Below are 24,546 nucleotides of genomic sequence, written 5' to 3'. Positions count from 1 at the left end.
CCTTCCGTCTCTTCACTCTGTAAAACAGCACCAGACACCAACAAAACCAGAAAAACCAGTCCCTCAGCGTCGGGACGCACCTTCTAAGCCCCAACGCAAAAATCGTCAACACAATTCCTTAAACAAATAACAAAAAAAATGCAGAATGCTCTCTCCGGGGCTGCCTGACGCATTCTTTTGATTTTAATTTTCAAGTAAATCTACTTTAAGGTGTGTTTCATGTTCCCTGATCAAACAACATTCCTTGCAGGACCGGCTATTTTTACCGGAATGGAGGTCCTGGTTGGTCATGGTATTCTGATACAGAATGGAATTGTCTCTGACGTACTGCCATCGGATAAAGCACCAAGGGGCACCTATCGCATTAACCTGCCTGATGACAGCTTCCTTGTTCCGGGCTTTTTTGATGCACAGGTCAATGGTGCCGGGGGCCTGCTTTTCAACGATGCGCCCAACGAAAAGACAGCCCGTCATATGGACCGTATCCTACGGACGTTTGGCGTAACGGGCTTTCTTCCAACCCTGATTACCGATAACCCTGAAAAAATGCGGCAAGCTGCCGACACTATTCTCCATTTGGTGGATGACAAAGAAAGCAGTATTTCAGGCCTTCATCTTGAGGGGCCTTTTATCAATCCGATAAAACGAGGATGCCACAACGACGACCTTGTTCGTTGTCCAGAGGAAGAAGACATCCGTTTTCTCGAAAGACTGGGCCTTGCTTTACAAGAAAAAGGCGCTCGTCTCTTGCTGACGGCTGCACCGGAGACAATGCCAGAGGTTTTTGCCCGGCATCTTGTCAGGTCAGGTGTTGTTCTGTCCATGGGGCATAGCGAGGCGACCTATGAACAAGCCTTGACCGCCTTACGGCATGGCTTTTCGGGTTTCACACACCTGGGCAATGCGATGAGCCCTGTCCGGGGGCAAGATCCCGGCCTTCTGGGGGCAGCTCTTTTATCAGCACCAAGGACTTGGGGTGGATTGATAGCTGATGGTATTCACGTCCATCCGGCTTTGGTTCGTCTTTTTTTGCGGGAGGCGCAAAACAAGGGGTGCAAGCCTTTCCTTGTCAGTGATGCTATGCCCCTGTTGGGAACCGGGGACAGTGTATTTTCACTGTATGGAACACCCGTGTTCAGACGGAACGGGCGGCTGGAAACAGAAAATGGAACGCTTGCCGGCGCTGATATCTCTATTCTCCATGGACTTAAATGGGTTCTGTCGATGACAGACATAAAGCGGGAAGAAGCATGGCGTATGGCATCCCTTTATCCATGTCAGTTTCTGGGACTGGACCAGAGCATGGGACATATAAGAAAGGGAATGCGCGCCAACCTTACCCTGCTAAGTCAGGATATGGATATATTGGCAACGTGGGTGAACGGTGTCAGCACCTCTCTATAACTAAAGGAAACTTTATGACCTTTACCATTTGGCATAATCCACACTGCTCAAAATCACGCCAGGCGCTTTCCCTTTTGCAAAGCAAAGGGGTAGAGCCTGATGTGGTTTTGTACCTGAAAACACCCCCAACGCCGGATGTCCTGAAATCTGTCCTCTCAAAACTTGGTATGAGACCCATCGAGCTGGTGCGACAGAAGGAAGCACGTGAGGAGGGAATGTCTCCGGAAACATTGTCAGACAATGATCTCATTGCCTTTATGTGCGCTCACCCCAAGGTGATTGAACGACCTGTCGTCATACATGAGGAAAAAGCCTGTCTCGCCCGTCCGCCAGAGAATGTTCTGGAACTTCTGCCCGCATGAAAAAAGGAGGGATTATCCCTCCTTTTTCGTCTTCAAGACCCCAAATAACAATCAGTTGTTCATGGCTTCAAAGAAGTCATTGTTATCTTTCGTTTCCTTCAACTTCCCAAGAAGGAAGTCCATACCATCCTGCGTACCCAGCGGGTTGAGAATACGGCGCAGAACCCACATTTTCTGTAAAGTCTGGCGATCAACCAAAAGCTCTTCCTTGCGGGTACCGGAACGATTGATGTCAATTGCCGGGAATGTCCGCCTGTCAGCAAGTTTACGGTCCAGAATCAGTTCGGAGTTACCGGTTCCCTTGAACTCTTCGAAGATCACTTCATCCATACGGGAACCCGTATCGATCAGGGCCGTTGCAATAATGGTCAGGGACCCGCCTTCTTCGATATTGCGTGCTGCACCGAAAAAGCGCTTGGGCCTTTGCAGGGCATTGGCGTCAACGCCACCGGTCAGAACTTTTCCTGAAGATGGAACAACCGTGTTGTAGGCCCGGGCAAGACGGGTAATGGAATCAAGGAGAATAATCACATCCCGTTTGTGCTCAACCAGCCGCTTGGCCTTCTCGATCACCATTTCCGCAACCTGAACATGGCGGTTGGCCGGTTCATCGAACGTTGAGGAAATCACCTCCCCCCGGACACTGCGGGCCATGTCGGTCACTTCTTCCGGGCGTTCGTCGATCAGAAGAACAATCAGATAGGCATCGGGATGATTGGCGGCAATTGAGGTCGCAATGTTCTGCAACATCACCGTTTTACCGGTTCGCGGTGGTGCGACAATCAGGCCACGTTGCCCGAAACCAAGCGGCGATACCATTTCAATAACACGGGGCATCATGTTCCGGTTGGTCGGATCATGCGTTTCCAGCTTGATCTTCCGCGAGGGATACAGAGGCGTCAGGTTATCAAAGTTAATGCGGTGCCGGACCGATTCCGGATCCTCGAAATTGATCGTGTCGATACGCAACAAGGCAAAGTACCGCTCCCCGTTATTGGGGGCACGGATCTGGCCTTCAACCGTGTCACCCGTCCTCAGGCCGAAATGACGAACCTGGGTCGGGCTGACATAGATATCATCCGGACCTGGAAGATAGTTGGCTTCGGGAGAGCGCAGAAAGCCGAAACCATCCTGCAAAACCTCCAGGACACCGGTTCCATAAATTGCCGTACCACGTCCGGCAAGCGACTTCAGAATCCCGAACAGGATATCCTGTTTCCGCAGACTGCTGGCATTCTCAACATCAAGTTCTTCGGCCAATTTCAGAAGATCGGCCGGTGTTTTCTTTTTCAGGTCCTTCAGATGCATACAGGTCTACCAGTCAGTATGCCCCGGTTCCGGTCTTCGCCTGTTCTGAACGATCAGGAGGCACGGTCGGAGACGATGGAGAAGCCGCCTGGACCTTTTCTGCACTGGATACAAAACCCCGTTCCGAACGGCATGAACCAATCTTGGGGAACAAGGACAGAAACGTGTCTGGAAAAGGTAGCGGATAAGGGAGGGAAGAAGCACGGACCAAATACATGACCGTAACTTCCATACCGGTACCGTTAAAATGAACCGTGTCCCGTGTCAACGTTTTCCGTATACGGCGCAATGTTTCAGAACGGTTTGATAATAACCAGAATAATAATTCCCAGCAGAAGAAGTGTGGGGATCTCGTTGGCAATGCGGTAAAAACGATGGGAACGCGTATTCTGCCCGGCTTCGAAATCCCTGCGCCAACGGGCATAAAAAGCGTGGCAAACCGCCATGCCAAGGGCCAGGACAATCTTCGCATGCAACCACCCCTGCCCTTTCAGCCAGTCTGGAGCCAAAAGAAGGCCGGTTGAGAATACAATCACCATTGAAGGATTCATGATTGCCCGCAACAAACGGCGTTCCATGACCTTGAAGGTTTCAGAAAGCGCTGAATTTCCTTCCCCTTCTGCGGCGTGATACACATAAAGCCGCGGCAGATAGAACAGGCCGGCCATCCAGGTGATAACCGCGGTCACATGCAGGGCCTTGATCCACAGGTATGGGTCAGACCCCACAGGCATCGATGCAAACATCCGCTTTATCCTTTGTCGTACGATCCGGTGCATGAGGGCACCGTGTTTTATCATCGCGGCACAGTTTCCGGTCATGGCAGGAACGAAGCTGACCGGGGACCAAGAGCGTTTTCCGGACCTGGTCAGCCAATCCCCTGATAAAATGCGGGTCACACTGGACCGTCATAATCCTGTTATAGGATGGCACGCCGCTTTCACGGGCAAGGGCCCCATATTCGATGTCCAGCTCCACCAAGGTCTCGGAATGTTCGGACACAAAAGCAACCGGCACCATCACAACCGCAACCCCGTCTTTTCCGGCCCGGATAATTTCATCATCCGTTGACGGGCCAATCCATTCCAGGGGACCAACACGGCTTTGATAGCAGACCGTCCAGTCCAGGTTTGTGGTATCCACCCCCAGAAACCCCAAACGACGGACCAAGGCATCACAGGTCTGCTCCACTTGATCCTGATAGGGATCTCCGGCTGCGATCACTTTTTTTGGCAAGCCGTGGGCCGAAAAAAGGACGCGTACCTTCGTAGGAAGGTTCGAAAGGGCATCTCGAATTTTCAGGGCCAGGGCATCGATCAAGCCAGGTTCATCGGGGTAACAACACAATGTGGACGTGGGCACATCAAGCTTCTGCTTCAAGGCTTCTTCGGCCCAGAGCTTGAGTGAGGATCCTGATGTTGTTGATGAATACTGCGGATAAAGGGGAAGAAGAACAATCCGGTCTGGGGAAAACTCTTTGACAGACTGGACCGTTTCCACCGTCATCGGATGCCAGTAGCGCATGGCAACAAAGACTTTTACCGTCTCGGCAACGCCAGACAGCTCCTTTTCCAAGCTTGTTGCCTGAGCTTTTGTTTGCTCAAGCAGTGGCGATTTTCCCCCCAGATGCTCGTAAATTTCACGGGCAACCGGCGCCCTCCGCGAGGAAATAAGCTTTGCCAGAAGCCAACGTACAGGCTTTGGTGCACCAATAATCGCCGGATCATTGAAAAGATTGAACAGAAAAGGTTTTACTGCTTCCGGGCGATCCGGTCCCCCCAGATTGAAGACGACAACAGCCAACCTTTTCACGCTACTCTCCCGGGGGTAAAAGAACGGACACGCTCGACAAGACGACTTACGTTTTCCGGTGGTGTTGCAGGCAAAATGCCGTGCCCCAGATTGAAGACAAAGGGACCATGCCCAAGGGAATGGAGAATGGCATCAACGGCTTGGTCAAGGTACTCTCCCCCTGCCAAAAGAGCAACCGGATCCAGGTTTCCTTGTACCGTCATGTGTGGCTGCAGTGTCCGGGCAGCCCATTCCAAGGGGACTGTGGTATCCAGACTGATCGCATGACAACCACTCTCGCGGACAAACTGCTCGTATAGAAGACCAGCCCCGCGCGGAAATCCTATAATCGGGATATCGGGATGACGATCCTTTATCGCACTGACAATGCGTTGCACAGGTTCCAAAGCCCATCGGTAAAATTCTTTTTCGGGCAGTACCCCCGCCCAACTGTCAAAAATTTGCAGCGCTTCAGCACCAGCTTCTATCTGCCCACACAGGTAGTCAACGGACGCATCTTCCAGAAGGGCAATCAATCGCGCGAAGTCTTTTGGCCTTGAATACGCCCAAGTTTTTGTTCTGGAAAAATCCTTTGAGGATTTTCCCTCTATCATGTACGTCGCAACAGTCCACGGTGCTCCACAAAAACCGATGAGGGTTGTGTGTTGTGGAAGTCGTGAAGCAAGACTGGATACCGTCCTGAACACCGGATCAAGGTGAGAACGAACTCTGTCGGAATTCAGGGCATCAAGGGACTGTGGTCCTTCCAGGGGTGGTAAGCATGGTCCCTCCCCTTCGCGGAAGGATACATTCTGCCCAAGTGCATCGGGAATAACCAGGATATCTGAAAACAGGATGGCTGCATCCATCCGGTAGCGGCTTATGGGTTGGAGTGTGACCTCTGTTGCCAGCTCTGGCGTATAACACAGGGACAGGAAGTCGCCTGCCTTTGCCCGTGTTTCCCTGTATTCCGGCAGGTAGCGTCCAGCCTGGCGCATCAGCCACAGGGGAATTTCTGCTGTTTTCTGTCCTGCAAGGGCTTTTAGCAAAGGTTTTGTAACAGGTGGCACGGTCAATCCTTTTCCTTGTTTTCCATCTGAATATAAAAGTTTCTTGTTAAAGGAAATGTAGTGACTTGTTGATCCCTGTGAATAAAGGGGATTACCGTTGTTCACGATCCTGTCCACATTATCACGGTGGATAATTATGTGGGCACTGATCCACGTGAAAAAACAGGGGAAAATGTGACGCTATGCCCCTGTGTAACAAGAGTCGCTCTTTTTGTCACAGGCTGTTGATGATGTGGGTTTCATCCGTTGTGGCAACTTGTACACGGTCTTCACATTCACTATCGGATTCTTATGAACAAGGGGATTGTCCCGTGACTGAAAGCAGGGAAAACAGGTATGAAAAATAACCTGTTTTTAGAATCTGGGTCTTATCCCCTGTTATCAACGGCGTTTGGGTTATCTTGTGGACAGAAGGGACAATGTGGTGATGGCGGATACACGGGTCCTGTCAATTCATCTGGTATCTGACTCCAGCGGAGAAACCATTTCCGGTATTGCCCGTGCCTGTCTGGCCCAGTTTGAACACCTTGCCTTGCGCCATCACGATTGGTTCCTGATTCGTACATCAGGGCAGACCCGCCGGTTGATACAAGGAATCAGGGATGATCCCGGACCTGTTTTGTATACAGTTGTTGATCCTGATATCCGTGCATCCCTGGAGCAGGAATTCATGGACCTGGATGTCCCGTGCATCCCGGTCCTGGACCCGGTTCTGAATGCCCTGTCCGCATATCTGGGAAGTCCGGTCTACGGCAAACCTGGACGGCAGCATGTCGTTGATGCCCATTATCTGCGCCGTATGGATGCGATCCAGTTCACGATTGACCATGATGACGGTCAGTTACTGGATGGTCTTTCCGAGGCGGATGTCATTGTGTTCGGGGTTTCAAGAACATCCAAGACACCGATGTGTATGTATCTTGCCAACCGTGGCCTGAAAGCGGCCAATATTCCTGTTGTTCCCGGTGTTATCCTGCCATCCGACTTATTTTCAATCCCCGGGCCGCTGATTGTGGGGTTGACCCGGGATCCCTCTGTTCTTGCCGATATCCGGCGTCATCGGCTCAAAATGATGGGGGGAGATATCGGTTCTGTGGATTATGCCGACGAAGATCGGGTTCGGGACGAAATGAACCAAGCCAGAAGGCTTTTTACCCGGCATGCCATTCCGGTTATTGATATGACCCGTAAATCAATTGAAGAAGCAGCTGTTACGGTTATGCAGCTTTATGCACAGAAACGGGGCAGTGTATAACAGGAGCTATGGAAACAGTGTCTCAACCCGGTGTTGTTCTTGCCTCTGGCAGTGTGACCCGTCGTCGTATCCTGAGTGATGCCGGTGTACCGTTCCATGTTGATATTCCACATGTTGGTGAAGGCGCCTTGAAACAGTCCTGCCGTGATAACGGCTTGACGGTGGAGCAGACTGCGCTGGAACTTGCTTGTGCCAAGGCGCTTCAGGTGTCAGAGCGTTATCCGGAAACCCTTGTCTTGGGGGCAGACCAAATTCTGGAGTGTGACGGGATATGGTTTGACAAACCCGGTGATTATGGACAGGCAAAAAAGCAGTTGATGATACTTTCCGGAAAAACGCATCGTTTGGTATCTGGCGTAGCCCTATGCATGAATGATCATGTTATGTGGAAAAAAACAGATAATGCTTTTATGACAATGCGTTCACTCTTTGAAAAACACATTGAAAAGTACCTTTATAAAGCTGGGGATAAAATCTTAGCATCCGTTGGATCTTATCAGGTGGAAGCTTTGGGTGTTCATCTTTTTGAACAGATGGAGGGGAGCTGGTTCACGATCCTTGGTCTCCCGCTTTTGCCGGTTCTGGATGTTTTGCGTCAGCATGGGATTGTGGATCCATGATAATAAGTGGACATGCAAAATTGGCGGGTATTCTGGGATGGCCGGTATCTCACTCAGCTAGTCCTTGTTTGCATGGGTTCTGGCTTGATGCCTATGGTGTTGATGGTGCCTTTGTTCCCTTGCCCGTTCACCCGGATGATCTTGAGTTGGTTGTGCGGGCCTTGCCGCGTATGGGGTTTTGTGGTGTCAACGTGACAATCCCGCACAAGGAGGCGGTATTGAACCTGTGTGACAGTCTTTCAGAAACAGCTCGTGCGGCAGGATCGGTCAATACCCTGACGTTTTCCACAGATGGATCAATATACGGCGATACGACGGATGGGGATGGCTTTATGCGCAATGTGCAGGACCAGGCTGGTCCTGTTGATTCTAAAGGTCCGGTATTGGTTCTTGGTGCGGGTGGTGCAGCCCGGTCAATCGTGCTCGCTCTGATCAGGGCCGGGTTTCAGGATGTTTTGATTGCCAACAGAACACCTGAAAAAGCAGAAGCCATTGCGCGTGACCTAGGGGCGGGAATTACAGTTGTTGAATGGGATAACCACAAGCGATTTTTTCCGTCACTTTCCCTTCTGGTCAATACAACAAGTCTGGGAATGACAGGTTGTCCGCCGTTATCGCTGTCCCTGGATACCCTGTCGAAACAGGCTGTTGTATGTGATATTGTGTATAAACCGCTGGAGACGACATTTCTCGCCACGGCACGCAGACGTGGCAACAGGGTGGTTGATGGCCTTGGAATGCTCTTGCACCAAGCATGCCCGGGGTTCCGGTCTTGGTTTGGTGTGATGCCAACTGTGGATAATGTGTTGCGTGATCACGTTATCAAGAGCCTGAATTTAGTATGAATATTCTGGGAATCACAGGTTCGGTCGGAATGGGGAAATCCACGGCCTGCCGTATGCTGCGTGTTCTTGGCGTTCCCGTTCATGATGCTGATGCGACGGTGCACGCCCTGCTTGGCCCGGCGGGTGCCGCTGTTCAGGCTGTTGCTGCGGCCTTTTCCGGTGTTGTCCGTAATGGCGTGATTGATCGGGCTGCCCTCGGTGCTTGTGTTTTTCAGGATCCGGAGGCCCTTTCCCGTCTGGAAAACATTGTTCATCCGTTGGTCCGTCAATCGGAGCAACGTTTCCTCAAACAGTATCAGCGTGCGGGCTTTCCCCTTGTTGCCCTGGATATCCCTCTGTTGTTTGAAACAGGGGGAGAGGATCGCTGTGATTATGTTGCCGTTGTCAGTGCACCGTTTTCCATCCAGAAAGCCCGGGTTTTGTCCCGTAAAGGAATGACGGAGGAGCGTCTGTGCGCTATTCTGGCACGGCAAATGCCGGATCATGAAAAACGCAGGCGTGCGGACTGGGTTGTGCCTACGGGGCTTGGGCGTGGGGTAACCTTTCGCAGCCTGCGCCGTATTGTCCGGTTGCTCTCTTCAAGATCAGCGAGTTGAAACAGGATGCGTGAGGTTGTCTTTGATACGGAAACAACGGGCTTTGATCCTGCAGAGGGTCACAGGCTTGTTGAAATCGGGTGTCTGGAATTGGTTCATCTTGTTCCGACAGGAAGAACCTTTCATACGTATCTGGACCCTCAACGGGATGTGCCGGCCGATGCGGCCCGTGTTCATGGGCTGACAACAGAGTTCCTGTCCGGGAAGCCGCTGTTTTCTGAGAAAGCACAGGACTTTCTTGATTTCATTGCGGACTCCCCGCTGGTTATCCACAATGCCGCTTTTGATATGAAGTTCATCAATGCGGAGCTGGTTGCCCATGGCTTTCCGCCCGTTCCGTTCGAGCGGGCTGTTGATACGCTCCTGATGGCACGCCGCCAGTTTCCCGGTGCACCAGCAAGCCTGGATGCCCTGTGCAAGCGATTCAATATTGATAACAGCCGCCGTGACAAGCACGGTGCTCTTCTGGACTCTGAACTTCTGGCTGAAGTTTATCTGGAATTACGTGGTGGCCGACAGCCCGGCTTGGTGCTGTCAAATGCCCCTTCTTCCGGCAAGGTTGGCGGGGAGAAAGCTTCCCCCCGTACCTACCGTGAACCCCGTCCGCATGCCCCCACCCCAGAAGAAGTGGAGGCACATCAGAACTTTGTTTGTAGCATGGTAAAAGAAGCGTTATGGCTTCAATACGATAAGAGCTGAGACAAAATTTTCTTGCCCGGCGCAAATCCTGATCTAAAGGATAAAGCGGGAAAGATCAGACTTGTTTGCCATGCCATCCAGCCTTTCGTGTACATCGTTTGCTGTCAGGGTAATGCTTTCGCCACTCCGATCGGTTGCCGAGAAGCTGATTTCCTCCAGAAGTTTTTCCAGAACGGTGTGTAAACGCCTAGCACCGATATTCTCGACAGCCGCATTGATCTCGGTCGCAAGTTTGGCCACAGCGTCAATGGCATCATCTGTAAAAGCCAGTGTCACGCCCTCGGTCCCGATCAGGGCCTTGTATTGTTCGATCAGGTTGGCTTCCGGCTCTGTCAGGATGCGGCGGAAATCATTCTGGCAAAGCGGCTGAAGCTCAACACGAATTGGAAGACGACCCTGCAATTCCGGAAGGAGATCGGATGGCTTGGCAACGTGGAATGCGCCGGATGCAATAAACAGGATATGGTCTGTCCGCACCGGGCCGTGCTTGGTCGTTACGATGGTTCCTTCGATCAGGGGCAGCAGATCTCTCTGAACTCCTTCCCGGGATACATCTGCCCCTCGGCTTTCTGACCGGACTGTGATTTTGTCCACTTCATCCAGAAAGACGATGCCATTGTTCTCAACAGAGAATATAGCCTCCTTGACGACCTGCTCTTCGTCCAGAAGCTTGTCGGCCTCCTCGCGCAGGAGAATATCGTAACTGTCCTGTACGGTCATCTTGCGTGTTTTGGTCATTCCGCCAAATGCCTTGCCGAACAGGTCATTCAGGTTAAGCATCCCCATCTGCGATCCGGGCATGCCGGGGATATCAATTGTTGGCATGGATGGATTGGCCGTATCGCGGAGCTGCAGTTCAATTTCCCGGTCGTTCAGGCTGCCCTCGCGCAACATCTTGCGGAATTTCTGACGTGTTTCCGTACTTGCCTTTTCCCCGACCAAGGCATCGAGAACCCGCTCTTCGGCGTTCACCTCTGCCTTGGCATTAACCTGTCGCCTCAGGCGGACACGTGTATCCTGAACAGCGGTTTCTGTCAGGTCGCGGATGATGCTTTCAACATCACGGCCGACATACCCCACTTCGGTGAATTTTGTTGCTTCAACCTTAATGAAAGGTGCTTCGGCCAGTTTTGCCAGACGGCGCGCAATCTCTGTCTTTCCGACCCCCGTTGGCCCGATCATAAGAATATTCTTGGGCAAGATTTCTTCACGCAAAGCTTCGGGCAATTGCTGGCGACGCCACCGGTTTCGCAGCGCTACGGCTACAGCCCGTTTGGCATCAGCCTGCCCGACAATATGGCGATCCAGTTCAGAGACAATTTCACGGGGGCTGAACGCTGTCATTTACAGGCTCTCCAGAACAATATTTCGGTTTGTGTATACGCAAATATCGGCAGCGATCTTCATGGAGCGTCGCGCGATCTCTTCTGCATCAAGGGCTTCGATATCAACCAGTGCCCGCGCGGCTGAAAGGGCAAAGCTTCCCCCAGAACCGATACCAATCAAGCCATCCTCGGGTTCAAGAACATCACCGGTTCCTGACAGAACAAGGGAAACATCGCGATCAACAACGGCCATCATGGCTTCAAGGCGGCGCAGATAACGATCGGTTCGCCAGTCCTTTGCCAGTTCAACACAGGCATGGGCCAACCTGCCGGGATGTTGACGGAGCTTTTCCTCAAGGCGTTCGAACAGAGTAAAGGCATCAGCAGTTGCCCCTGCAAATCCGACCAGCGCAGTGCCGTCACCAATGTAACGCACTTTTGTTGCATTGGATTTTATGACCGTGGAGCCGAGAGTGACCTGCCCGTCTCCAGCAACAACAACCCGACCGTTTTTTCGCACAGAAAGAATTGTAGTGCCGTGCCACACGGCAGGAGATGAATCAGACATGGGTCAGCGTTTCCAAAAAAGCACGTTGTACGGAAACACAGTGTTTCCGAAATCCCTAGATGGGCCATTGTAATAGACGGGTCAACACTCTATCGACAGCGAACAATCAAGAATTGTGTTTTTACGGAATAACCATTATAGTCCGTGCCTGTCAGGGTTTGGCTGTTTTGCGCAAGACTGTATAGGATCAACGGCTTGCGAGTTTCTGCCAAGAGAGGTATAGGGTGTGAATTCGGTTCTTCGCTCGGATTGTACAACTGATCAGTTTAGTACTCGTGAGGTGCTCCGTCTTTTGCGGGGCGTCCATGGTGCCTTGGAAGGTCTGAAGAAAGATCTTGAAGAAGGAAGGGTGATCGATCGCCGCTGTGGTGAAGTCATTCACTTCCTCGACGTTTCGCAGGCCATTGTAGAAGAAATTATGGCCGATCACGTGGTATGACCGGCCATGGCGCTGTGCTTTTTTTTGCGTTTCTGATTTAGTCGCGTCGGCTCATACTGTTCAGCAATTCCAGAATATTGCGACGCATTTCGGTGCTGGGGAGTTTCCAGAAAAGGCGGACCAGCTCCATGGTTTTGTTGCGCGAGAGAGGGTCTTGTTCATAGGCGGGCATGGGATTTTCGCCCAATCCTGCGTTTTGGAGCAAGTTCTGTGTTGGGCGATGTTCTGTGACGTCTTGTCCAATATCCTTGAAGAAAAAAGAAACATCGACGCCAAGGACACTTGCAATATCATACAGGCGGGATGCTGACACACGGTTATGCCCGCGCTCATATTTTTGTATTTGCTGGAATGTGACGCGGACAGCTTCTCCAAGTTGTTCTTGACTCAACTTCATGAGTCGCCTGCGCAGTTTCAGGCGTTTTCCAACGTGTATATCAACAGGGTCTGGTCCGTATTCTTTCGCCGTGATTGGTTGTCTGCTGCGGATCTTTATTCTGCTCTCACTATTCACCTTGGACACCATGATGTTTTCAGATTTTAGAAGTATCGTCATTCTTGATTGAACAATAGCGACCCTTTTTTCCTTATGCTAGTTGAAAGGCATGACAGGTAGCCCGTATTGAGTGCAATTGATATCTAAAATGTAGATCAAACACATATGGTTAAGGTGAGCGGGACACCTGCCTAAATTTCCCCTTAAGGTAATAAGTAAAATGTAATACAACCTTATTTTTTTAAGTATCACCATTGTTTATTTATAATAAATATTAATATACATGACCATTAAAGAAACAATATGTGCACTTTTTTGTGTGCAAGATGAAATGATGCGATGGTTCATGGCTCTCTGGGGATATACGCGGGTGACCGCTTTGTGCTATCAGCAGATCCAGCTCTCACAAGATTCAGGAAAGATCTGTCCATGTCTGCTTCTGGTGCTATTCTCCGTATTCGCAGGGCGCTGGTTTCCGTTTCTGACAAGAAAGGCCTTGTTGATTTCGCCCGCTTCCTTGTGGGTAAGGGTGTGGAAATCCTGTCTACTGGTGGGTCTGCCGCCCTTCTTGCCAAAAACGGGATCGCTGTGCGCGAGGTTTCTGACGTAACCGGTTTTCCTGAACTGCTGGATGGGCGTGTCAAAACCCTCCATCCCAAAATTCATGGTGGTCTCCTTGGTGTACGGGGTAACAGGCTTCATGAAGAACAAATGGAGCAATACGAGATCAAGCCAATAGATCTTGTGGTAGTCAACTTGTATCCGTTTGAGGAAACGGTTGCAGCGGGTTCAGATTTCCAGGACTGCGTAGAACAGATTGATATCGGTGGGCCGGCCATGATCCGCGCCGCGGCAAAGAACCATGATTCCGTGACGGTTGTTGTTGACCCATCTGACTATGCCCGTGTCATGGAAGATATGACCGTGCACGACGGGGCAACCAGCCATGATTTGCGTCGGCAATTGGCCGCTGCGGCTTATGGCCGGACGGCATGCTATGATGCCGCTATCTCAGATTGGTTCTCCCGGCAGGTTGGAAGCACCTTCCCGTCTTGTATGGTTCTTGCCGGTCGTTTGAAGCAAACCATGCGCTATGGTGAGAATCCTCACCAGAGCGGGGCTATTTATCTTACGGGAGAGCAGCGTCCCGGTGTTGCAACAGCAACGCAGATTCAAGGTAAGGAACTATCCTACAATAACTTTAACGATACCGATGCGGCTTTCGAGCTGGTTGCCGAGTTTCCTCAAACTGCCTGCGTTATTGTCAAGCATGCCAACCCGTGTGGGGTTGCTGTTGCCAATACAGTGCGCGAGGCATACCACAAGGCCCTCTCATGTGATAAAGAGAGCGCCTTCGGGGGTATTGTTGCTTTCAACCGCTCTCTGGATGCAGAGACAGCACGGGATCTCTGCGACCTGTTTCTTGAGGTTATTATTGCGCCTGGCATTGATCCTGAGGCCAGCCGTATTCTTTCTGCAAAAAAGAATGTCCGTGTTCTTGTAACGTCCTCTCTTCCGGATCCCCGTTCAGGTGGGCCGCAGGTCAAGGCGATTGCAGGCGGTCTTTTGATGCAGGATCGTGACACTTTGGTGGCAGGCGAGGATTTAAGGGTTGTCACCAAGCGTCAGCCATCGGAGCAGGAAATGCGAGATATGCTGTTTGCCTTTACGGTTGGCAAGCATGTCAAATCGAACGCGATTGTTTATGCACGGAATTTGATGACCGTTGGCATTGGTGCAGGGCAAATGAGTCGGGTTAATTCCTCCCGCATAGCTGCCTTCCGTGCGGCTCAGGCTGCAGAAGCCAACGGCGAGAGCCAGAGCTGGGCTGTGGGGTCCGTTGTATCCTCAGATGCATTTTTTCCCTTTGCAGATGGTCTCCTTGCTGCAGCAGAGGCCGGTGCAACAGCCGTGATACAGCCGGGTGGTTCCATTCGTGATGAAGAAGTGATCAAGGCCGCTGATGATGCAGGCCTTGCCATGGTCTTTACGGGCATGCGTCATTTCCGTCATTGAGATGGTGGAAGGGTGAGATGTTTCACGTGAAACATCTCACTCAGGCTTTTCTGCCTTCGGGGCAGAGGCCCCTGCTTCCTGTGATCCGATCACGCGTTCGACACGGGCTATGTTTTTCTGGGTGACGGTTACATTCTTGGTCATGCCTTCGGCGGCATAAACTTCCAGAGCCAGCGAGAAACGCTCCAGCGCTTCCCGCAATATAGCCATGTCATTGCTGCGCTTTCCTTCGGCAAAACGGCACGCGCCGATATTGTTTTGTATGTTGGCCCATTGTTTTGGCTTCTTTTCCCGGCTCCAGACTTCGGTGATGGACTCAAAAACGCGACTGGCACGTCCCAGTATTTCACTGTTTCCCGAGAATTCCCCTATCTGGGTCATGACGGACCCCATGTTGTTCTGAAGCTCTGCCCATGAATCCGGCCGCCATGCCTTGTTCCAGGATCGTGAGGCTTCAAAGTAGGCATCAACAGCAGAACGCATGAAAGGGATTTTACCCGTTGACTGTCCAAGGCGGGCCAGGACCCGGGCCATCTGGGTGTTCAGGAAGGCATTTTCATCCGGGAACAGTTCCAGTGGGTATGTTTCCGCCGCCATACGGAAGTGGCTGACAAACTCTTCTGTTTTCTGGAAGTCATCGTTGCGTAATGCCAGATCGGTGGATAAAACGGCAAAGCGCGCCCTAGCCGCACCAACCTGTGCTGCTGTCAGGCCTTCCTTGGCCTTGGCCAAGGCATCCTTGGTCAGGTCTAGAGCCTTTTCCAGCAATGCTTTCTGATCTGTACGAAAGCCAGAGGTTATCAGTGCCCCAGCATAGAAGAGTTGAATCGATGCTTCCCCTGCGGGGGACAGTCCACCCATGCTGCTAACAAGTTCGTCTATGCTTTGCGGAAGCTCTCTTAGCCGGTCTGAACGATTACGGCGTGTACCGTCTGTGTCACAGCATATGGTCGTCAGGGCCGCAACTCCTACAATCTCGTCTGTTCCATTCAGGGGGAGTGGAAATTCGACAAGATCACCGGAGAACAGAACGCAGCTTACAGCTTCCGTATCCAGCCTAGCGGGTATAAGGCGCAGGCGAAGGGTATTGTTGGCGGTTATATGTCCTCCCAGAATGCCGCCAACCTCTTCAGATGCCGCCATTATTCTGGCTTTTCTGACCATGGCCGCCAAAGAGCTTGGCAAAACCTCGTTGTCATCAACAGGCGCTGTGATTTCGGTGGTACGTACGATCGACAGGCCGGGTATCTTGGCCAAAGACTTTGCAATCGCCTCTGTTACCGAGCCGTTTGTGTCATTTTCGAATGTCAGTAGAAGAACGCGAAGCGCAGCTGACCCGCCAGAATCGTCTTCATCAACGTCCCCGGCCCCCCCTGGTTTTCCTGAAAGCGCTCCGAATATTGCCTTCAGGATATCCATCAAAACATCAAAAAACGACATGGATGTCCTGTAGCCTGGCTGATCTTTCCTGCAAGAACGGTACGGTTATCGCGCCTTTCCTTCAAGGCCGATGCCTCGATTCGTGCCGGGGATGCCACGAATCACGATCAGGAAATCGCTATGAATCCCTAGAAATCACTGCATCGACCGTTGCGTTCCCAGTCACCGAAGCGCGTTGGTTCCGCCCCTCTTGGGCCGCCAATTTCGGTCACAGAGGCTTCTTCTTGTTGTTTTTCTGGCTCTGGATCAGGGGACGGGGTTCCAGCAGGATTACCCGGGACAGGGTCTGGAGGAGCAGACATAATAAAATCCTTGCAGAACAGAATGTTAGTAATGAAGACTTGACGTATGGATATTGCGCCCCACGTCATAGCATAGACGGAACGCAGGCGTGTGTCTGCGTCAGAAGGTAACAGGCTAAGGATTTAAGGTTATGCATTTTGCCCGTACGGCTGTTCTTCTCGCTGCGATGACCGGGCTTTTTCTGGCCGTTGGCTATCTGGTTGGCGGAGCTGGTGGTGCGCTGATGGCCCTGTTTATGGCCGGGGCGATGAACATGTTTGCGTACTGGAACTCCGATCGTCTGGTTCTGTCCATGTATGGGGCCCGGCCCGTTGATCGTACGTCTGCACCCGGGCTTTATGGGGTTGTGGAGCATCTGGCACGCCGTGCTTCCATGCCGATGCCAAAGGTCTATGTCATAGACAACCCGCAACCCAATGCTTTTGCAACGGGCCGTAACCCCGAGAATGCAGCGGTTGCCGCAACAACAGGCCTGTTGGCTCTTCTGAATGAAGAAGAAATTGCCGGTGTGATGGCCCACGAACTGGCCCATGTGCGCAACCGCGATACCTTGACCATGACCATTACAGCGACATTGGCTGGTGCGATCTCCATGCTTGGTAACATGGTTCTTTTCATGGGAGCATCACGGGGTTCTGAAGAAAGCAACGGCAGCCCACTCGGGTTTGTTGGGTCCCTTCTGCTGATGATCTTGGCCCCCTTGGCGGCAATGTTGGTGCAGACCGGAATTTCCCGTAGCCGGGAGTATGAAGCTGATCGTATTGGTGCTGCCATTTGCGGCAACCCTCTGTGGCTTGCCAGTGCTCTTGCAAAGCTGGAACGCGGAGCTAGCCAGATTGACAATCATGCAGCAGAAGCCAACCCGGCAACGGCCCATATGTTCATCGTGAACCCCCTGCACGCACGGTCGATGGACAATCTTTTCTCAACACACCCCGCAACGGCTAACCGGATCAAGGCTCTTCAGAGTATGGCGCAGGAATACGGTATACATCCGCACGACCGTAAAATAAATTCATCTGAAAGAGACGGGCGGCAAACATCACCATGGGAAAAAGAGCCGGGGCACCGTACTGGCCCTTGGGGTTGAGAGCTGTTTGTCATAACCCAAAACGAAACGGGAGACTTTGTTTATAGTTTCCCGTTTTTTATATAAGTTCTGCGAAAATATTCCGGACGTATTTAGTCGAAAAGACCTGCCATTTCGTTTTCCTCGTTCTTCAGAGCATCGTCCCATGCGTCAATCAGCGCATCTTCAGGCAGAAGAAGGGATGGCTTCTTCACCTCTTCTTTTCGGGGAGGATGCTCCTGTTTCTTTGCAAAGCCCATGGCAAAGGCATAGTCGCCCTCTTCCTCGTTCCCTTCTGCGCGGCGTTGGTCCGAGCTTTTGTTTGTCGGGTTGTTCAGGCGGTAGAGGATATCATCAAGCTGCGCCAGACTTTCATAGTGAATAAGAATACGGCCGCCGCGCCCTTCAAACTCTATGTTGACTTTTAGGCCAAGGATACGGGCAAGATCTTTTTCCAGGGCCATGGTGTCAGAGTCTTTGCTTGCCCTGCCCTGTTCGGGCTTGGTTACCTTGTTTGCTGGGGCCTTGCGTTTGCGCACACCTCCCTTTTCTGTTGCCAAGCGTTCGGTTTGGCGAACATTCAGGCCTTTCTTGACCACAACATCTGCCAGTGAAACCGGGTCTTCCGCATTCAGCAGGGCGCGGGCATGTCCGGCAGAAAGGGACCCATTGCGCAGGAGAACTTTCACGGGATCGGGCAGCCCCAGAAGGCGCATCATGTTGGCAACATGACTGCGGCTTTTTCCCAGTGTTCGTGACAGGTCATCCTGATTGTGCTGGAACTCTTCCTGTAGACGGCGATATCCCTCTGCCTCCTCAAGGGCTGACAGGTCGCGACGCTGGAGGTTTTCGATCAGTGCAACCTCAGCGGCATCCCGATCGGAAAAATCACGAATGAGAACAGGGACTGTCTGTCTCCGGGCAATCTGTGCGGCCCGCCAGCGCCGCTCCCCGGCAATGATTTCGTAGCGCTTTGAATCCTCGGGAAGCCGGCGGACCAGAATAGGCTGGATGATGCCTTTTTCGCGTATGCTTTGGGCCAGGTCATCCAGGCCCTCTTCATCAAACTGTTGGCGCGGCTGGAACCGACCAGATTGCAGAAGTTCGACAGGAACATCAACGGAGGTTCGTGTTGTTGCGCGTGCGCTTCCGGCCTTCCCTGTTTCGGAGACAGCTTCATCGCTATCTTCCCCGAACAGGGCAGAGAGCCCTCTCCCCAGTCCCCGGCGTGGTTTTTCCTCGCTCATATCGCCATCTCCCGCTCGCGTTTGAACACTTCCCCGGCTAGGTGAACGTAAGCCTGTGCCCCGGAGCTGCGCAGGTCATACAGCAAAACAGGTTTTCCATGCGACGGTGCTTCGGATACCCGTACGTTACGCGGAATAACCGTATTGAAAACCTTGTCACCAAAATAGCCGCGTACGTCACTTTCGACCATACCCGACAGGTTATTGCGTTTGTCGAACATGGTCAGAACAATACCTTGAATACCAAGGTGTGGATTAAGGGTCCGTTTGACCCGGTCAATCGTCTTCATCAAATGGGAAATACCCTCCAGGGCAAAGAATTCACACTGAAGAGGAACCAGAACCTCATGCGCGGCAACAAGGGCATTCAAAGTCAGCAGACCCAGCGCAGGGGGACAGTCTATCAGGACGTAATCGTAGTCCTGTACCGCCGATGACAGGGCTTTCTTCAGTCGGAATTCCCGCTCTGTCATATCCACAAGTTCCAGCTCTGCCCCCGCAAGATCAACACCGGATGGGATAATGCTCAGTCCGGGGACGGATGTTCGGCACACAACTTCCGCCAGCGGGAGATCTTCGGTCAGAATTGCGTATGCATTGCGCTGACGTTGTGCGCGCTCGACACCAAGGCCGGTTGATGCATTCCCCTGTGGATCCATGTCGATGACAAGGACACGCTTCTTGACCGCAGCCATCGCGGTGCCAAGGTTTATGGTGGTTGTGGTTTTCCCTACCCCACCTTTTTGATTGGCCACGGCAATAATTTTTGGGCTTTTGGCCGGTAGATCATAGCTCACGGCGCACCTCGCTCAGTCGCAGAATGGTCGCGTTTGCATCGGTCAGGCTGGGGAACGTTTCGGTACGTAGTGTCCATGTTTGTTGGGCTCCGGTCAACTCGATATCGGCAGTCTGCCCTTTGGGGAACAGGCAAATTGTGTGCTCAGTCCTGAACCTGGATGAAAGATCCAGTAGCTTGTCCAGCGATGCCAATGCCCGCGATGTGACAACATCGGCCGGGCACACAGTGGCGGATTCAATACGGGTGGCATGAACGGTAACGGATGTACCTGTTTCCCTGGCGACCTCACGCAAGAATGCACACTTGCGTTGGTCTGATTCAATAAGATGAACGGTATCAAACCCCATTATCGCAAGGACCATGCCGGGAAACCCAGCACCGCTTCCCATATCTACCAAGGTCTTTGCCCCTTGTGGGAGCAGTGCCCACAGTTGTGCAGAGTCAAGGAAATGCCTGCGCCAGAGATCTTCCAGTGTAGATGAAGAAACAAGGTTGATGCTTTTCTGCCATTTGCAGAGCAGGTCTGCATAAAGGGAAAGACGCTCCATCGTTTCACGTGAAACGCGCGATGCGGCCTGAAATTCTTCGCATGTCAGCGGGACAGACAACGACGGGTGCTCCGTTATATCGGATAGGTGTTTCACGTGAAACAACGGGGAAGGGCTGAAAACCTTCCCTCTGTATACCCGGTCGTATCTTTATTGGAAAGCCTTCAGGCTGCAGTATCGCGTCGTTTCCGGACATGAACCAAGAGGGCTGTCAGGGCTGCAGGTGTGATACCCGGTATTCGCGCGGCAGCGCCCAGTGTTGTGGGCTTGGTCGCATCCAGCTTGAGTCGGACTTCAGCCGAAAGACTTCCAATGCTGTGGTAGTCGAGATCATCTGGCAGAAGAAGATCTTCATCACGCCGATAGGCCGCAATGTCGGCCATTTGACGTCCTATGTACCCGGCATAGCGCCCTTCGATTTCCAGCTGTGTTGCGATATCGGGAGCAATTACGCCAAGTTCTGGCCAGATCTGACGCAAGCGGTCAAACGTCACATTCGGATAGCTGAAAAGGGCGAGGGCGTTGCGACGAACCCCATCCTGGTTGATGCGGATGTCGTAAGGCTCCAGCTCTCTCGGGGTTGCGGAAAGACTTTCCATCAGCGCCCGACCTTCTGCCATGGCCTTTTCCTTTTTACGGAAAGCGACCGTGCGATCCGAACCCACGACACCGACAGCGATTCCCTTTCCGGTCAGGCGCAGGTCTGCGTTGTCAGCACGCAGTTGCAGCCGATATTCCGCGCGGCTTGTGAACATACGGTACGGTTCCTGTGTCCCCAGTGTGACCAGGTCGTCAATCATGACACCAAGATAGCCCTCGGCCCGATCGGGCACAAAAGCATCATCGGCGGCAGCACCACCCGCCAGAAGGGCTGCGTTGATCCCGGCGACAAGACCCTGTGCCCCTGCCTCTTCATAGCCCGTTGTTCCGTTGATCTGGCCGGCAAGAAACAGACCCTTTGCTTTCTTCAGTTCAAGCGATGGGCGCAATTCGCGTGGATCAACAAAATCATATTCTATGGCATAGCCCGGGCGCAGGATCGTGACAGCCTCCAGCCCCGGAATGGAGCGGATCAGAGCCGTCTGCACATCTTCCGGCAGGCTGGTTGATATGCCATTCGGGTAGACAGTCGGGTCGTTCAGGCCCTCTGGTTCCAGAAAGACTTGGTGGCGGTCCTTTTCCGAAAAGCGAACCACCTTGTCTTCAATGGAAGGGCAATAGCGTGGCCCCACACTCTGGATCTGGCCGGAGTACATCGGGGCACGATCAAGGTTGGCACGAATGATGGCGTGCGTTTCTTCGGTGGTCCAGGTCATGCCACAGGCGATTTGGGGCGTTGTAATATGCCCTGTCATGAAGGAGAAGGGTTCCGGCGGGTCGTCGCCGGGTTGCATCTCCAGCCCTTTCCAGTTGATTGTTCGCCCGTCAAGGCGTGCCGGAGTACCGGTTTTCAGGCGCCCGAGAACAAGCCCCAGGCGCTCCAGCGTATTGGACAAGCCGAGTGATGGCGGCTCATCAATCCGTCCGGCAGGCCATGTTTTTTCACCCAGGTGAATGACACCCCGCAGGAATGTGCCGGTCGTCAGAACAACAGCACCAGCCTTGTATGCACGCCCGCTTGCTGTCAGTACGCCCGACACACGTCCGGACCGGTCCAGGATCAGGTCTTCGGCCGATCCGGCTTCCATGGTCAGATTGGGGGTACCGGCCAAGATGTCCTGGACAGCCTTTCTGTACAGGGATCGGTCGGCCTGTGCTCTCGGTCCGCGTACCGCCGGGCCCTTGCTCCGGTTCAGCATGCGGAACTGGATACCGCCCTGGTCTATTGCCCGCCCCATGACGCCATCGAGCGCATCAATCTCGCGCACAAGGTGTCCCTTTGCCAAGCCGCCTATGGCGGGGTTGCAGGACATATCCCCTATGGTTTCTATGCGTTGGGTCAGCAGAAGTGTGCGAGCGCCCATACGGGCTGCTGCGGCTGCCGCTTCGGTGCCGGCGTGTCCGCCCCCGATTACGATAACGTCAAAGTGGCTTTTCATTGCATTAAACAATCAGTGGTGATCACTATCCTGTCGTGGCGACAAGCGGCCAAAACATGCACATGCATAGCATGAAACGCAAGCCGGTGGTATACGGCCAACCCTGTTGCAGGGGATAACACTACGACAGACTCATCAACTTCATGCTTTATCTTGATTTTTTTATTTACCAATACAGAAGTCGCTGAAAATAACATCCAGCAAATCATCAACCTCTACCCGGCCTGTAATACGGCCTAGGGCACGGGCTGCAAGACGAACGTCTTCCGCCATAAGCTCAAGCATTGGGGCGTGTATGGCGCGTAACAGGCTGTCGCGGCAATCCTCCAGGGCATCCCTGTGCCTTTGGCGTGTCAGCGCCGGGGGTGCACATGCCCCTGCGTTCAGACACTTCGCCACCATGGCTGTCAATGTTGACAGCAGTTCCGCCATGCCCTCCCCGCTGTGCGTTGACAGCAGCAAGGGGCGCGTGCCAGAAATTTTTATCATTCTGTCTGGATGCGTTGTTGCCACGTCGCTCTTGTTCAGTACCACCAGCGTGCTGGAGTCAACAAGAGACAGGGTTTCTTCATCCAGTTCAGGCCACTCTGTCAGGTCAAACACGGCAATCTTGAGATCAGCACTACTGGCACGTACCCGTGCCCGGCGTATCCCCTCTGCCTCTATGTCCTCATTGCTGCTGCGCAGGCCGGCTGTATCGGCAATGGTGACCGGGAATCCTCCCAGATCCAGATGGACTTCGATGATATCGCGTGTGGTGCCGGCCCGGTCGGAAACAATGGCGGCTTCCCGCTGTGCAAGCGCATTGACCAGGCTGGATTTTCCGGCATTGGGACGACCGAGGACAGCAATCTGGATGCCGTCACGGATGCGCTCACCGCGTCGGTTGTCCGAGAGATAGGTATCAATGGCTTGCACCAGTTCTTCCAGCCCGTTTCGTGCCGAACGATCCAGATCGGGCGGGATGTCTTCATCCGGAAAGTCTATGTGCGCTTCCATCCACGCCAGACGCCGAACCAGCTCCTCCCGCCAGATGTCATATAAGCGTGCCAAGGCACCGTCCATTTGCTGGAGTGCCTGGCGGCGTTGAGCATCCGTTTCGGCCTGTATCAGGTCTGCCAGGCCTTCGACCCGGGTCAGATCCAGTTTGCCATTCAGAAAGGCCCGGCGCGAGAACTCGCCGGGTTCGGCAATCCGCACCCCATCCAGACGACGAATGGCCTGCAGCAAGGCATCAGTTACGGCCTTTCCACCATGTCCCTGGAATTCAGCGGTATCTTCGCCCGTAAAGCTGGCCGGCCCCGGGAACCACAGGACAAGTCCGTCATCGATAACATCCCCTGTTCCGGGGTCACGAAACAGGAATCGTGTTGCCTTGCGTGCTTCTGGCAAGCGGCCACAGAGTGAGGTAATCACGTTGCGTGCCCGTGTGCCGGAAACGCGGGTTACGGCAACACCAGCCCGGCCCGGCGCTGTGGCTGTTGCAACAATGGTATCGTTGGTGATCATTGGGATGCCTGACGGGCTTCCAGGTCAGCGGGGATGCGATCCTGTGGATTCAGCATCAAGCGCTCCACACGTTTTCCGTCACGGATATGGTCAACCAGGATGGCATCAATATCCTCCCGTGTTCGTGGGGCGTACCACACACCTTCCGGGTAGATGACCAGCACTGGTCCCAGCTCGCACCGGTCCAGGCACCCTGCCTGCTGGGTGCGGATACGGTCTGTCAGCCCCAGCTCTTTTGCGCGTGCCTTCATGTAGTCACGTAGTTTTACGGCACCTGACCGGGCGCAGGAACCACGGCTGTGGCCTTCCGGGCGTTCGTTTGTGCAGATAAAAACATGGATGCGGTAATAAAGGTCGGGATCCGGGCAGGACACGGGGTATTCCTCGTACAGGATTCTCTGGCGCTCCTTTTATGGGCCCCTGTTGCCGCTTTTGTCATCCCCTGTGAAGTGCGACCAGAAAAATTTCTGCATCTGCTCCAGGCCCTGAACCTGGGCCGGTAACCAGCTTTTCATAAGGGTGTCCGGGTCAACTGCCTGCAACTGGTTCATCATTTGTTTATGTATTTCGGCCAGAAGCGCATCCTGCATGGGGCGGACGTCCGGTAATCCCAGAAAGGTGCGGGCTTCTTCAGGCGTACAGTCGATATCAATCTCGATTTTCATGCCAACCCTACGATCTGGTTGATACGGAAAGCGCTTTTCCGGAGAACCCCCCCGGTCTGCCGTGCCTGCACACTCTACCTGTGAATATCCCGGCTAAAATTTGTTTTGTGACAGACTTGCCTGCGTGGCAAGA

The 24,546-nt window shown here is 53.0% G+C and carries 26 protein-coding genes; 10 read left to right on the top strand and 16 right to left on the bottom strand.

Annotated elements, in window-relative coordinates; genetic code table 11:
* The first annotated feature begins 219 nt into the window (after window positions 1-219).
* A complete protein-coding gene (gene nagA, locus HEQ72_RS08380) occupies window positions 220-1,404 on the top strand; it encodes an N-acetylglucosamine-6-phosphate deacetylase (protein WP_168023101.1) in 1,185 nt (394 codons plus the stop codon).
* A gap of 14 nt (window positions 1,405-1,418) precedes the next feature.
* The gene (gene arsC, locus HEQ72_RS08375; RefSeq protein WP_168023100.1) at window positions 1,419-1,766 is read left to right on the top strand and encodes an arsenate reductase (glutaredoxin); all 348 of its coding nucleotides are present in this window, start codon (window positions 1,419-1,421) and stop codon (window positions 1,764-1,766) included.
* A gap of 51 nt (window positions 1,767-1,817) precedes the next feature.
* Here arsC and rho read toward each other — a convergent pair whose 3' ends face one another.
* The 4 genes from rho to hemE all read right to left on the bottom strand — a co-directional run bounded on the left by rho (window position 1,818) and on the right by hemE (window position 5,941).
* On the bottom strand, window positions 1,818-3,074 hold the full coding sequence (gene rho / locus HEQ72_RS08370) for a transcription termination factor Rho (protein ID WP_066133694.1): 1,257 nt from the start codon (window positions 3,072-3,074) through the stop codon (window positions 1,818-1,820).
* A gap of 293 nt (window positions 3,075-3,367) precedes the next feature.
* Entirely contained in the window at window positions 3,368-3,820 is a 453-nt protein-coding gene (hemJ, locus tag HEQ72_RS08365) for a protoporphyrinogen oxidase HemJ (protein WP_245183215.1), read from the bottom strand.
* A complete protein-coding gene (hemH, locus tag HEQ72_RS08360; protein ID WP_168020752.1) occupies window positions 3,792-4,886 on the bottom strand; it encodes a ferrochelatase in 1,095 nt (364 codons plus the stop codon). Before hemH ends, hemJ begins: the two co-directional genes overlap by 29 nt.
* Window positions 4,883-5,941, bottom strand: a complete 1,059-nt coding sequence (hemE, locus tag HEQ72_RS08355) for a uroporphyrinogen decarboxylase (protein WP_209316222.1) — start codon at window positions 5,939-5,941, stop codon at window positions 4,883-4,885. The genes hemH and hemE overlap by 4 nt, the downstream gene beginning before the upstream one ends.
* Before the next feature lie 421 nt (window positions 5,942-6,362).
* On the opposite strand from hemE, the gene HEQ72_RS08350 reads away from it, so the two are divergent.
* From HEQ72_RS08350 to dnaQ, 5 genes are read left to right on the top strand one after another with little or no spacing between them, the layout of a single operon-like run.
* Window positions 6,363-7,190 carry a pyruvate, water dikinase regulatory protein gene (locus tag HEQ72_RS08350; protein ID WP_168023098.1) on the top strand — a complete coding sequence of 276 codons (828 nt, stop codon included), beginning with the start codon at window positions 6,363-6,365 and terminating at the stop codon, window positions 7,188-7,190.
* Between the two features lie 8 nt (window positions 7,191-7,198).
* On the top strand, window positions 7,199-7,810 hold the full coding sequence (locus HEQ72_RS08345; protein ID WP_168023097.1) for a Maf family protein: 612 nt from the start codon (window positions 7,199-7,201) through the stop codon (window positions 7,808-7,810).
* The gene (locus HEQ72_RS08340; protein WP_168023096.1) at window positions 7,807-8,655 is read left to right on the top strand and encodes a shikimate dehydrogenase; all 849 of its coding nucleotides are present in this window, start codon (window positions 7,807-7,809) and stop codon (window positions 8,653-8,655) included. The genes HEQ72_RS08345 and HEQ72_RS08340 overlap by 4 nt, the downstream gene beginning before the upstream one ends.
* A complete protein-coding gene (coaE, locus tag HEQ72_RS08335; RefSeq protein WP_168020757.1) occupies window positions 8,652-9,251 on the top strand; it encodes a dephospho-CoA kinase in 600 nt (199 codons plus the stop codon). Before HEQ72_RS08340 ends, coaE begins: the two co-directional genes overlap by 4 nt.
* Window positions 9,252-9,257: 6 nt before the next feature.
* Window positions 9,258-9,950 carry a DNA polymerase III subunit epsilon gene (dnaQ, locus tag HEQ72_RS08330; protein WP_168020759.1) on the top strand — a complete coding sequence of 231 codons (693 nt, stop codon included), beginning with the start codon at window positions 9,258-9,260 and terminating at the stop codon, window positions 9,948-9,950.
* A gap of 33 nt (window positions 9,951-9,983) precedes the next feature.
* On the opposite strand, the gene hslU is transcribed toward dnaQ, so the two are convergent.
* Together hslU and hslV are read right to left on the bottom strand one after the other, a co-directional pair.
* A complete protein-coding gene (gene hslU, locus HEQ72_RS08325) occupies window positions 9,984-11,294 on the bottom strand; it encodes an ATP-dependent protease ATPase subunit HslU (protein ID WP_168020761.1) in 1,311 nt (436 codons plus the stop codon).
* On the bottom strand, window positions 11,295-11,843 hold the full coding sequence (gene hslV, locus HEQ72_RS08320) for an ATP-dependent protease subunit HslV (protein ID WP_168020763.1): 549 nt from the start codon (window positions 11,841-11,843) through the stop codon (window positions 11,295-11,297).
* A 226-nt stretch (window positions 11,844-12,069) separates the two neighbouring features.
* Between hslV and HEQ72_RS08315 the strand changes: the two genes are divergently transcribed.
* Window positions 12,070-12,282: a hypothetical protein gene (locus tag HEQ72_RS08315; protein WP_168020765.1), complete on the top strand. Its 213-nt coding sequence runs from the start codon at window positions 12,070-12,072 to the stop codon at window positions 12,280-12,282.
* A 37-nt stretch (window positions 12,283-12,319) separates the two neighbouring features.
* On the opposite strand, the gene HEQ72_RS08310 is transcribed toward HEQ72_RS08315, so the two are convergent.
* Window positions 12,320-12,838, bottom strand: coding sequence for a helix-turn-helix domain-containing protein (locus tag HEQ72_RS08310; protein ID WP_245184263.1), 519 nt, complete (start codon window positions 12,836-12,838; stop codon window positions 12,320-12,322).
* Window positions 12,839-13,207: 369 nt separating this feature from the next.
* Between HEQ72_RS08310 and purH the strand changes: the two genes are divergently transcribed.
* Window positions 13,208-14,794 carry a bifunctional phosphoribosylaminoimidazolecarboxamide formyltransferase/IMP cyclohydrolase gene (purH, locus tag HEQ72_RS08305; RefSeq protein WP_168020766.1) on the top strand — a complete coding sequence of 529 codons (1,587 nt, stop codon included), beginning with the start codon at window positions 13,208-13,210 and terminating at the stop codon, window positions 14,792-14,794.
* Between the two features lie 36 nt (window positions 14,795-14,830).
* Here the strand turns inward: purH and HEQ72_RS08300 are convergent, their stop codons facing one another.
* Both HEQ72_RS08300 and HEQ72_RS08295 read right to left on the bottom strand, forming a co-directional pair.
* The gene (locus HEQ72_RS08300) at window positions 14,831-16,234 is read right to left on the bottom strand and encodes a hypothetical protein (protein WP_168020767.1); all 1,404 of its coding nucleotides are present in this window, start codon (window positions 16,232-16,234) and stop codon (window positions 14,831-14,833) included.
* A gap of 128 nt (window positions 16,235-16,362) precedes the next feature.
* The gene (locus tag HEQ72_RS08295) at window positions 16,363-16,536 is read right to left on the bottom strand and encodes a DUF1674 domain-containing protein (protein ID WP_168020768.1); all 174 of its coding nucleotides are present in this window, start codon (window positions 16,534-16,536) and stop codon (window positions 16,363-16,365) included.
* Window positions 16,537-16,667: 131 nt separating this feature from the next.
* Between HEQ72_RS08295 and htpX the strand changes: the two genes are divergently transcribed.
* Window positions 16,668-17,627 carry a zinc metalloprotease HtpX gene (gene htpX, locus HEQ72_RS08290; RefSeq protein ID WP_168023094.1) on the top strand — a complete coding sequence of 320 codons (960 nt, stop codon included), beginning with the start codon at window positions 16,668-16,670 and terminating at the stop codon, window positions 17,625-17,627.
* Window positions 17,628-17,719: 92 nt separating this feature from the next.
* On the opposite strand, the gene HEQ72_RS08285 is transcribed toward htpX, so the two are convergent.
* The 7 genes from HEQ72_RS08285 to HEQ72_RS08255 form a co-directional block, all read right to left on the bottom strand.
* Window positions 17,720-18,853, bottom strand: a complete 1,134-nt coding sequence (locus tag HEQ72_RS08285) for a ParB/RepB/Spo0J family partition protein (protein ID WP_168023093.1) — start codon at window positions 18,851-18,853, stop codon at window positions 17,720-17,722.
* Complete coding sequence (locus HEQ72_RS08280; protein WP_168020771.1) at window positions 18,850-19,650, bottom strand: ParA family protein; 801 nt, start codon at window positions 19,648-19,650, stop codon at window positions 18,850-18,852. Before HEQ72_RS08280 ends, HEQ72_RS08285 begins: the two co-directional genes overlap by 4 nt.
* Window positions 19,640-20,248, bottom strand: a complete 609-nt coding sequence (gene rsmG / locus HEQ72_RS08275) for a 16S rRNA (guanine(527)-N(7))-methyltransferase RsmG (RefSeq protein WP_415877255.1) — start codon at window positions 20,246-20,248, stop codon at window positions 19,640-19,642. The genes HEQ72_RS08280 and rsmG overlap by 11 nt, the downstream gene beginning before the upstream one ends.
* 116 nt (window positions 20,249-20,364) lie before the next feature.
* On the bottom strand, window positions 20,365-22,239 hold the full coding sequence (gene mnmG, locus HEQ72_RS08270; protein ID WP_168023092.1) for a tRNA uridine-5-carboxymethylaminomethyl(34) synthesis enzyme MnmG: 1,875 nt from the start codon (window positions 22,237-22,239) through the stop codon (window positions 20,365-20,367).
* A gap of 162 nt (window positions 22,240-22,401) precedes the next feature.
* Window positions 22,402-23,745, bottom strand: coding sequence for a tRNA uridine-5-carboxymethylaminomethyl(34) synthesis GTPase MnmE (gene mnmE / locus HEQ72_RS08265; protein WP_168023108.1), 1,344 nt, complete (start codon window positions 23,743-23,745; stop codon window positions 22,402-22,404).
* Window positions 23,745-24,122, bottom strand: coding sequence for a (2Fe-2S) ferredoxin domain-containing protein (locus HEQ72_RS08260; RefSeq protein WP_168020773.1), 378 nt, complete (start codon window positions 24,120-24,122; stop codon window positions 23,745-23,747). Before HEQ72_RS08260 ends, mnmE begins: the two co-directional genes overlap by 1 nt.
* A 36-nt stretch (window positions 24,123-24,158) precedes the next feature.
* Window positions 24,159-24,413: a DUF6489 family protein gene (locus HEQ72_RS08255; protein ID WP_168020775.1), complete on the bottom strand. Its 255-nt coding sequence runs from the start codon at window positions 24,411-24,413 to the stop codon at window positions 24,159-24,161.
* Window positions 24,414-24,546: the final 133 nt, after the last annotated feature.

The sequence above is a fragment of the Haematospirillum sp. 15-248 genome (assembly GCF_012102665.1).
Lineage (GTDB): Bacteria > Pseudomonadota > Alphaproteobacteria > Rhodospirillales > Rhodospirillaceae > Haematospirillum.
The sequence above is the reverse complement of the archived record's forward strand: the minus strand, read 5'-3'. Positions and strand labels throughout refer to the sequence as shown.